The organism is Mycobacterium sp. 1245805.9, from assembly GCF_001672915.1.
In the GTDB taxonomy this organism is placed as follows: domain Bacteria; phylum Actinomycetota; class Actinomycetes; order Mycobacteriales; family Mycobacteriaceae; genus Mycobacterium.
Genome location: NZ_LZKR01000134.1, coordinates 1 through 7,584, shown reverse-complemented (window position 1 = coordinate 7,584; position 7,584 = coordinate 1). Strand labels below are relative to the sequence as shown.

Here is a 7,584-nt window from a genome sequence, read left to right as displayed (position 1 = left end):
CGAGACGCGCAGGCTGGCGTCGTAGGACGCGGGCCACGCCGGGTATCGCTGCTGTGCCGGATTGCCTTGCGGGAAAAGCGGAACCAACAAATCCTCGTACTGGCCGCGCAGCGGGTTGGCGATCTCCTGAACCGTCGGCGGGATGGCCGGGAAGACCATCGCGGACAGCGGTCCCGGATTGGGGTGACTGCCGCACCCGTTGAGCAGCAGCGCCGTGCACGTGAGAACGGCCCACGCGCCCTTTTTGAACGAACGAAGCATCGCCACCGGGGTCAGATCGCGCCCAATGACAGTGCCTCGCGGTCGGCGAGGAACGGCATCGGCATCCAGCGCGCGGACAGCAACGCTTCCATCGCGTTGCCCGGCACGGGCCGGGACAGCAGGAAGCCCTGCGCCCGGTGGCACCCGTGTTGCATCAAAGTCAGTGCGGCGGCGGGTGTCTCGACGCCCTCGGCGACGAGTTGCAGGCCGAACGCCTCGGCCAGACCGATGATCGCGCGGACGATCGCCAGGTCGCCGGCGTTGGTGCCGAGGTCGCGGACGAACCCCGTGTCGATCTTGAGCATGTCGACCGGCAGGGACTTCAGGTGCGACAGCACCGCGTAGCCGGTGCCGAAGTCGTCGATGGCGATCTGGACCCCGACCTCCTTGAGCTCGTGCAGGGTCTTGCGGGTGGTTTCGATGTCGTGCACCACGGCGCGCTCGGTGATCTCCAGGCAGACCGATCCGGCGTCGATGCCGAATTCGTCGATGGTGTCGGCGACGCTGCGCACGAAACCGCGGGTGATCAGTTGGATGGGCGACACGTTGATGCGCAAAGTCGCGCTCTGCCCCACTCCGTTGGCGCGCCAGCGGCTGAATTCGGCGCAGGCGGCTCGCATCACCCAGCGGCCGAGCTCCCCGGCCAGGTTGGTCGACTCGGCCACCCCGATGAACGAGTCCGGCAGCAACAAGCCCCAAATCGGGTGCCGCCAGCGGACCAGTGCCTCCGCGGCCACGATGGCGCCGGTCCACAGGTCGACCTCGGGCAGGTAGTGCAGCAGCAGCGCCTCGCTGTCGATGTCGCCCTGCAGGTGCAGCTCAATGTCGTTGCGGAAGGCGCTTTTCAGCGACATGTCGTCGGTGGACAGCGCTACCTGGTTGCCGCCCGCGCGCTTGGCGGTCAGCACGGCCTCGTCGGCCCGGCGCAGCAGGTCGGTGCTGTTGTCGCGCCCCGGCATGCCCACGGCGAGCCCGATGCTGACGGTGCGGGTGATCATGTGTCCGCCGATGGCCAGCCGCTCGCGCAGCATCGCCCCCAGCCGGCGGGCGAACGACTCCGCCGTCCCCGTCGACATCGGCTGGTCCGGGATGACGACGAACTCGTCGCCGCCGAGCCGGGCGATCATGCTCTGGTTGCCCGCGCACACCCGGATGCGTTGCGCGAACACGCGAATGAACCAGTCGCCGGCGGTGTGGCCGAGGTAGTCGTTGATCGGCTTGAGCCGGTCCAGGTCCAGGTACAAGACGGCGACCGGCCCGGGGCTACCCGGAGCAAGCCTTTCGGACAGGTGCGCGACCAGCGCCCGCCGGTTGTACAGGCCGGTCAGGTCGTCGTGCTCGGCCAGGTAGCGGAGCTTCTCTTCGGCGGCGATCCGCGCCTGCAGCTGCGCGAACAGCGCGGCGATCGCCTCGAGCGTGTTGATCTCTTCTTGCTTCCACTTGCGGGCGCCGTTCTTGACGAAGCCGAGCACGCCCGTGGTCGCCTCGCCCGACACCAGGGGCGCGGCGGCCACCGAGGGCGACGTCGGCTGCTTGCCCCCGCCCAGCCGGCGGCCCAGGCCGCGGTTGTTCTGCTCCGGCCGGATCACGACCGGCTTGCGGCCGTGCTCGCACTGGGTGAGTACGGGGTCGGCGCTGGTGAAGTGGACGACGGCCAGCGGATCCGGGTCCGGAACGTCGGTGCGCGGCGGCCACTCGGCCACCAGCACCGAGGCGCGGATGTCGTGGTCGTGGTGGCGCAGGAAGCACGCGTCGAGATCGAACTGCTCAACGAGCTGCGCGAGCACCCTCTCGCTGACCTGCTTCGCGGTGGATCCCGTCGCCTCCATCAGCTGGGTGGCCACGGAGGTGACGACGAGATCCAGGCTGCGCGGCAAGGACTCCTCCGATGGGCGTGTCCCAGCTGGGCTTGGCCCGTTCGGGGGCCCAATCAGGGGGTGTTCGTCTTCCAGTTTGCCTCGCCCGATGCACGCCGGTGCGCACTGGGGAGCCCCATACTTTCGCGGTGGCTGCGTTCGGCCCGGGGCAGGTCACGAATAGATGCGAAGCGTATCATGTGCGACCCGGCGCAGCCCCGCTCAAGCCCGGGCCCCAAAGCCCCCAACCAAGACGGGAGACCACCGCAGATGCCTGTCGCACGGACGGCGAAACGTTGGCTCGCTCCGGCGGCAAAGACGTTGGCGCCCCGCCTGTTCTGGCGACGCAAGTACGGCATCCTGCAACGGCTCGGCGAGGCCCGCCCGGACGTGCGACTGGTCGCCTCGCTGTGCGATCCCGACCGCGTCTCGCTGGACATCGGGGCCGACGTCGGCGAGTTCACGATCGCGATGCTCGCGTCGTCGCGCTCGGTGATCGCGTTCGAACCCCGGCCGGCCCAGGCGCGCGAACTGGCGTCGATGTTCGACGCGGTCGGCGCCCCGGTCCGGGTGGAGGCCGTGGCGCTCTCCGACAAGCCCGGCGTCACCACGATGCGGGTGGTCGAATCCGACCCGGGCCGCAGCACGATCGATGCCGACAACGCCCTGGGCGACGCGGGCGGTGCCGCGGTGCAGAGCATCGAGGTTCCGGTCAAGCGGCTCGACGATCTGAGCCTGTGCGACGTCGGCCTGGTCAAGATCGACGTCGAGGGCCACGAACTGGCCGTGCTGCGCGGCGCGACCGAGACGCTCGCGCGCAATCGGCCCGCCGTCCTGGTGGAGGCCGAGGAACGCCATCACCGGGGCGCCGTCGCCGCGATCACCGAGCTGCTGACGGGACTCGGGTACGAGGGCTACTTCGACACCGGTGAGGGCCGGCGGCCGGTCGAGGAGTTCGACGCCGCCCGCCACCAGGACCCGGCCAACATCGGCGGCCGCGAGGACGGCTGGGCGGCGCGCGGGGTCTACGTCAACAATTTCGTGTTCGTCCCGAAGGGCGTGTGAAACAGCTCACAGCCTCGCCCCGGACTGTCACGGTCGGGCGGCCGGCGGTGTCTCAAGGGCACGAGCCCTGTGAGATGAGGAGACAGAAATGACCCAGCCGGCCGCCCCAAGAACCCACGTCGTCGTCGTCGGCGGCGGATACGCCGGAACGCTGGCCGCCAATCACCTGCGCCAGCGCCCCAACGTCGACATCACCCTGGTCAACCCCCGCCCCGTGTTCGTGGAGCGGATCCGCCTGCACCAGCTGGTCGCCAACACCAGCGCGGCGATCGCCGACTACGACGCGCTGCTGGGCGAGGGCATCGGGCTGGTGATCGACGCCGTCGAGCGCATCGAGGCCGCCGACCGCCGCCTGGTGCTGGCCTCAGGCGCCGAGCTGGACTACGACTACCTGATCTACGCCGTCGGCAGCACCGGCGCGATGCCGCTGACCGTGCCGGGCGCGGCCGAGTACGCGCACTCCGTCGCCGACCTGGAAAGCGCGCAAAAATTGCGGTACGCGCTCGCCGACCTGCCGCTGGGTTCGCCCGTCACCGTCGTGGGCGGCGGGCTGACCGGCATCGAGACCGCGTCCGAGCTGGCCGAGCTGGGGCGCCCGGTGACCCTGGTCTGCGGCGGCATCCTCGGCCCCTCGCTGAGCGAGAAGGGCCGGCGGTCCGTGGCCAAGCAGCTGCGCGCCCTCGACGTCAACGTGCTCGAATCCGCCTGCGCCACCGAGGTGCGCTGGGACGCGGTGGTGCTCACCGACGGCGTTGTGCTGCCCAGCGCGGCGACGGTGTGGACGGCGGGCTTCGCCGTGCCGGACCTGGCCGCGCGCAGCGGGCTGAGCACCGACGCGCTGGGCCGGCTGCTCACCGACGAGACGCTGACCAGCGTCGACGACCCACGCATCGTCGCCGCGGGCGACGCGGCCGTGCCATCCGGGCAGCCGCTGCGGATGAGCTGCCAGGCCGCCGGCCCGCTCGGGGTCCAGGCGGCCAACACGGTGCTCAGCCGCATCGCGGGAGAACCCCCGGCGCCGCTGGACCAGGCCTTCACCGGCCAGTGCATCAGCCTGGGCCGCTCGCACGGCACCATCCAGCTCGCCCGCAAGGACGACACCCCGGTGGAGCTGTACGTCGGGGGCCGGTTCGCGGCGTCGGTGAAGGAGGCGGTCTGCAAGGGCGCGCTGTGGTTCATTCGCCGCGAGGCCGCCAAGCCCGGCTCGTACTTCTGGCTCAAGGGCGGCCGGCGGCTGCAGCAGACGCGGGCCGACGAGCAGGTCGCGCTGCAATGAGCGGCCCGTCGGAGCACGCCGACCGGTTCACGATGTTGCGCCCGTTGCTGTTCACGATCGCCTACGAGATCCTCGGCTCGGCGACCGAGGCCGACGACGTGCTGCAGGACAGCTACCTGCGGTGGGCCGACGTGGACCTGTCGGCCGTGCGCGACACCAAGTCGTATCTGGCCCAACTGGTCACCCGGCAGGCGCTCAACGCGCTGCGGGCCGACGCGCGCCGCCGCGAGGAGTACGTGGGGCCGTGGCTGCCCGAGCCCCTGCTCCTCGACGACCAGGACCCCTCGGCCGATGTCGTTCTGGCGGAATCGGTTTCGATGGCGATGCTGGTGTTGCTGGAGACCCTGAGTCCCGACGAGCGGGCGGTGTTCGTGCTGCGCGAGGTGTTCGGCTTCGACTACGGCGAGATCGCCGAGGCGGTCGGCAAGCCCGCGCCGACCGTGCGTCAGGTCGCGCACCGCGCACGCGAACACGTGCGGGCGCGGCGGAAGCGCTTCGATACGGCGGACCCGGAACGCAACGCCGAAATCACCGCCCAGTTCCTGGCCACGGCCGCCAGCGGCGACGTGGGGGCGCTGATGTCGATGCTGGCCCCGGACGCCACCTGGACGGCCGACAGCGGCGGCATCGTCAGCGCCGCCCGCCGCCCGGTGGTCGGCGCCGATCGGGTGGCCCGGGCGATCGTGGGGCTGATCCGCAAGGCCTCCGCCATGGCCGGGGCGCGCGTGGACATGGTGACCTGCAACAGCGCCCCGGCCGTGCTGCTCTACCTCGGCGAACAGCTCGAAGGGGTGATCACGCTGGAGATCGCCGGCGACAAGATCACCAACTTCTACGTGATGCGCAATCCGGAGAAGCTGGCGGCCCTGGCCACCGCTCGCGACATCAGCCGCGGCTAGGCGGCAGACTAGGGCGGTGCGAACCGACCGGCTTGGCGACCTCGGCGCCGCGCCCCGGGTGCTGCGCGCCGTCGGCGATGCCACCGACCGGCTCGAGTTGCCGCCGCCGGCGGCGCTGACCGGCGAGTGGTTCGGTTCGCTGGCGGTGATCGCGCCCAGCGTGTCCGCGCGACCGGTCGGCGTCGACGACGCCTTCGCCGTCCCGCTGGGCACGCCCGCGCAAGGGTCGGAGGCGGTCGGCGGCGGATGGGTCGGCTACCTCTCCTATCCCGATCCCGGCGCCGACGGCCGGGGAAACCGGATCCCCGACGCCGCCGGGGGCTGGACCGACTGCGTCCTGCGCCGCGACCGCGACGGGGTCTGGTGGTACGAAAGCCTGTCCGGCGCGCCGATGCCGGGCTGGCTGGGCGCCGCGTTGGCGGCCGGGCCGGCGCCGCCGCGCGATTGCCGCATCGACTGGGGCGGCCCCGACCGGGCCGCGCATCGCGGCGGGGTCCTGGCCTGTTTGGCGGCGATCCGCGCCGGCGAGGTGTATCAGGCCTGCGTATGCACGCAATTCACCGGGTCGGTCAGCGGGGCTTCGCTGGATTTCTTCGTCGACGGCGTGACGCGCACCTTCCCGGCCCGGGCGGCCTACGTCGCGGGGCCGTGGGGGGCGGTGGCGTCGCTGTCCCCGGAGCTTTTCCTGCGCCGTCGCGGCGCGGTCGTGACGTCCAGCCCCATCAAGGGCACGTTGCCGCTCGATGCCTGGCCCTCGGCGCTGCGGGCGTCGGCCAAGGACGTCGCGGAAAACATCATGATTGTGGACCTGGTCCGCAACGACCTGGGCCGCGTGGCGACCGTCGGCACGGTCACCGTGCCCGAGCTGTTGGTGGTGCGCCGGGCGCCGGGCGTGTGGCACCTGGTGTCCACGGTGTCGGCGCGCGTCCCCCTCGAGCTGCCGACGTCGGCGTTGCTGGACGCCGCCTTTCCCCCGGCGTCGGTCACGGGTACCCCCAAACTCCGTGCGCGGCAACTGATTTCGCAGTGGGAGCACCGCCGCCGCGGCATCTACTGCGGGACAGTGGGTTTGGCCTCCCCGATCGCCGGATGCGAGCTGAACGTCGCGATCCGCACCGTCGAGTTCGACGCGGACGGCGGCGCGGTGCTGGGCGTCGGCGGCGGGATCACCGCCGACTCCGATCCCGACGCCGAATGGGAGGAATGCCTGCACAAGGCGGCCCCGATCGTCGGGCTGCCGTTGGTCGCCGCGGCCGGTTCGTGTCCGGCCCAGGCCGGCTAGGTGAATTTCGGCTAACACCCCACGCCACGTGGCGCTTTTGCTTAAGCTTCAGGGATTGACCCGCGCCGATCGCGAGTCGACTGCCGGAGGGGGCCGTCATGAGAATCGCTGTCCTGGGCGCCGTCGCGTCCGCCCTGATGGGCGGGACGCTGGCGGTCACGCCCCTGACCTCGGTCAGCACGCCGCTGCCGGCCGCGGGACCCTGCGGCAATGGCGGGGCCCCCTGCCAGAAGGTGGCGTCGGTCCTGATGCCCGAGACGCCGCCGTCGGCGCCCGGCACGCAGGCCGCCCCGGCCGCGAACACCGGGGACGCCCCCAAGCCGGTCGCGGAGGCCACCAATCCGTCGGTGCCCGGCGGACCCGCCACGCCCGGCGGGTCCGCGATTCGCGCGGTGCCCGGGGCGGGCGGATCGGGAGGTGGCGCACCGGCCGCGTCGTTCCCGGGCGGGTTCGACTCGGGTTTGCCCGACGCCGCGGCTGGGGTCCTGCCGCAACTTCCCGGCGCCTTAGAAGGCGCGGCCGCGATCCAGGCCGCACCCGCCGGGGCCGCAACCGCCTTGTCGATCGTCCAAGGAGTGGTGGGCGTGGGAACCACCGTGGTCGGCGTCGGAACCGGCGTCGTGGGCACGCTGTCCACCGCCGCCATCGCGCTCGTCTACCTCAAGAACGCCGGCCTGCTCCCGGCCAACTTCACCCTGGGCGTCCCGAGCCTGCCGGTTCTTCCCCTTCCCGCCGCCGCGGCGGCCGTCCCGGGCGCGGCGGCGGCCATCCCGGCGGTGTTGGCGGCCTCGCCGGCGGCCCTCCCGGGGCTGCCCGCGGTCCCCGCGGCGCTGCCGGCTCTTCCCGCCGCTCCGCCGCTGCCCCCGCTCCCCGCCGGGCCGCGATGCACTCCAGCGACTCCGCGCCGAAGAACAGCACGAAATAGAGGCCGGACCACTTTGTGCC

General features: G+C 71.9%; 5 protein-coding genes and 2 pseudogenes. 5 read left to right on the top strand and 2 right to left on the bottom strand.

The window, feature by feature from the left end:
- Window positions 1-261, bottom strand: a pseudogene (locus tag A9X00_RS18780) (hypothetical protein); the annotation flags it as partial.
- Between the two features lie 11 nt (window positions 262-272).
- On the bottom strand, window positions 273-2,138 hold the full coding sequence (locus A9X00_RS18775) for a bifunctional diguanylate cyclase/phosphodiesterase (RefSeq protein ID WP_067156679.1): 1,866 nt from the start codon (window positions 2,136-2,138) through the stop codon (window positions 273-275).
- A 249-nt stretch (window positions 2,139-2,387) separates the two neighbouring features.
- Here A9X00_RS18775 and A9X00_RS18770 point away from each other — a divergent pair, with 249 nt between their 5' ends.
- From A9X00_RS18770 to A9X00_RS18750, 5 genes and pseudogenes are all read left to right on the top strand, one after another.
- Window positions 2,388-3,182, top strand: a complete 795-nt coding sequence (locus tag A9X00_RS18770; RefSeq protein WP_067156676.1) for an FkbM family methyltransferase — start codon at window positions 2,388-2,390, stop codon at window positions 3,180-3,182.
- 88 nt (window positions 3,183-3,270) lie between these two features.
- The gene (locus tag A9X00_RS18765; RefSeq protein WP_067156669.1) at window positions 3,271-4,458 is read left to right on the top strand and encodes an NAD(P)/FAD-dependent oxidoreductase; all 1,188 of its coding nucleotides are present in this window, start codon (window positions 3,271-3,273) and stop codon (window positions 4,456-4,458) included.
- Window positions 4,455-5,357, top strand: coding sequence for an RNA polymerase sigma-70 factor (locus A9X00_RS18760; RefSeq protein ID WP_067156667.1), 903 nt, complete (start codon window positions 4,455-4,457; stop codon window positions 5,355-5,357). The genes A9X00_RS18765 and A9X00_RS18760 overlap by 4 nt, the downstream gene beginning before the upstream one ends.
- 16 nt (window positions 5,358-5,373) lie before the next feature.
- The gene (locus tag A9X00_RS18755; RefSeq protein WP_067156666.1) at window positions 5,374-6,639 is read left to right on the top strand and encodes an aminodeoxychorismate synthase component I; all 1,266 of its coding nucleotides are present in this window, start codon (window positions 5,374-5,376) and stop codon (window positions 6,637-6,639) included.
- A 98-nt stretch (window positions 6,640-6,737) separates the two neighbouring features.
- Window positions 6,738-7,584 (top strand): annotated as a pseudogene (locus A9X00_RS18750) (hypothetical protein); the annotation flags it as partial.

What these genes read in the sequence shown, in the direction of transcription:
- A9X00_RS18760 (WP_067156667.1), top strand. Translation starts at nt 4,455, where the DNA reads ATGAGCGGCCCGTCGGAGCACGCCGACCGGTTCACGATGTTGCGCCCG.
- A9X00_RS18765 (WP_067156669.1), top strand. Translation starts at nt 3,271, where the DNA reads ATGACCCAGCCGGCCGCCCCAAGAACCCACGTCGTCGTCGTCGGCGGC.
- A9X00_RS18770 (WP_067156676.1), top strand. Translation starts at nt 2,388, where the DNA reads ATGCCTGTCGCACGGACGGCGAAACGTTGGCTCGCTCCGGCGGCAAAG.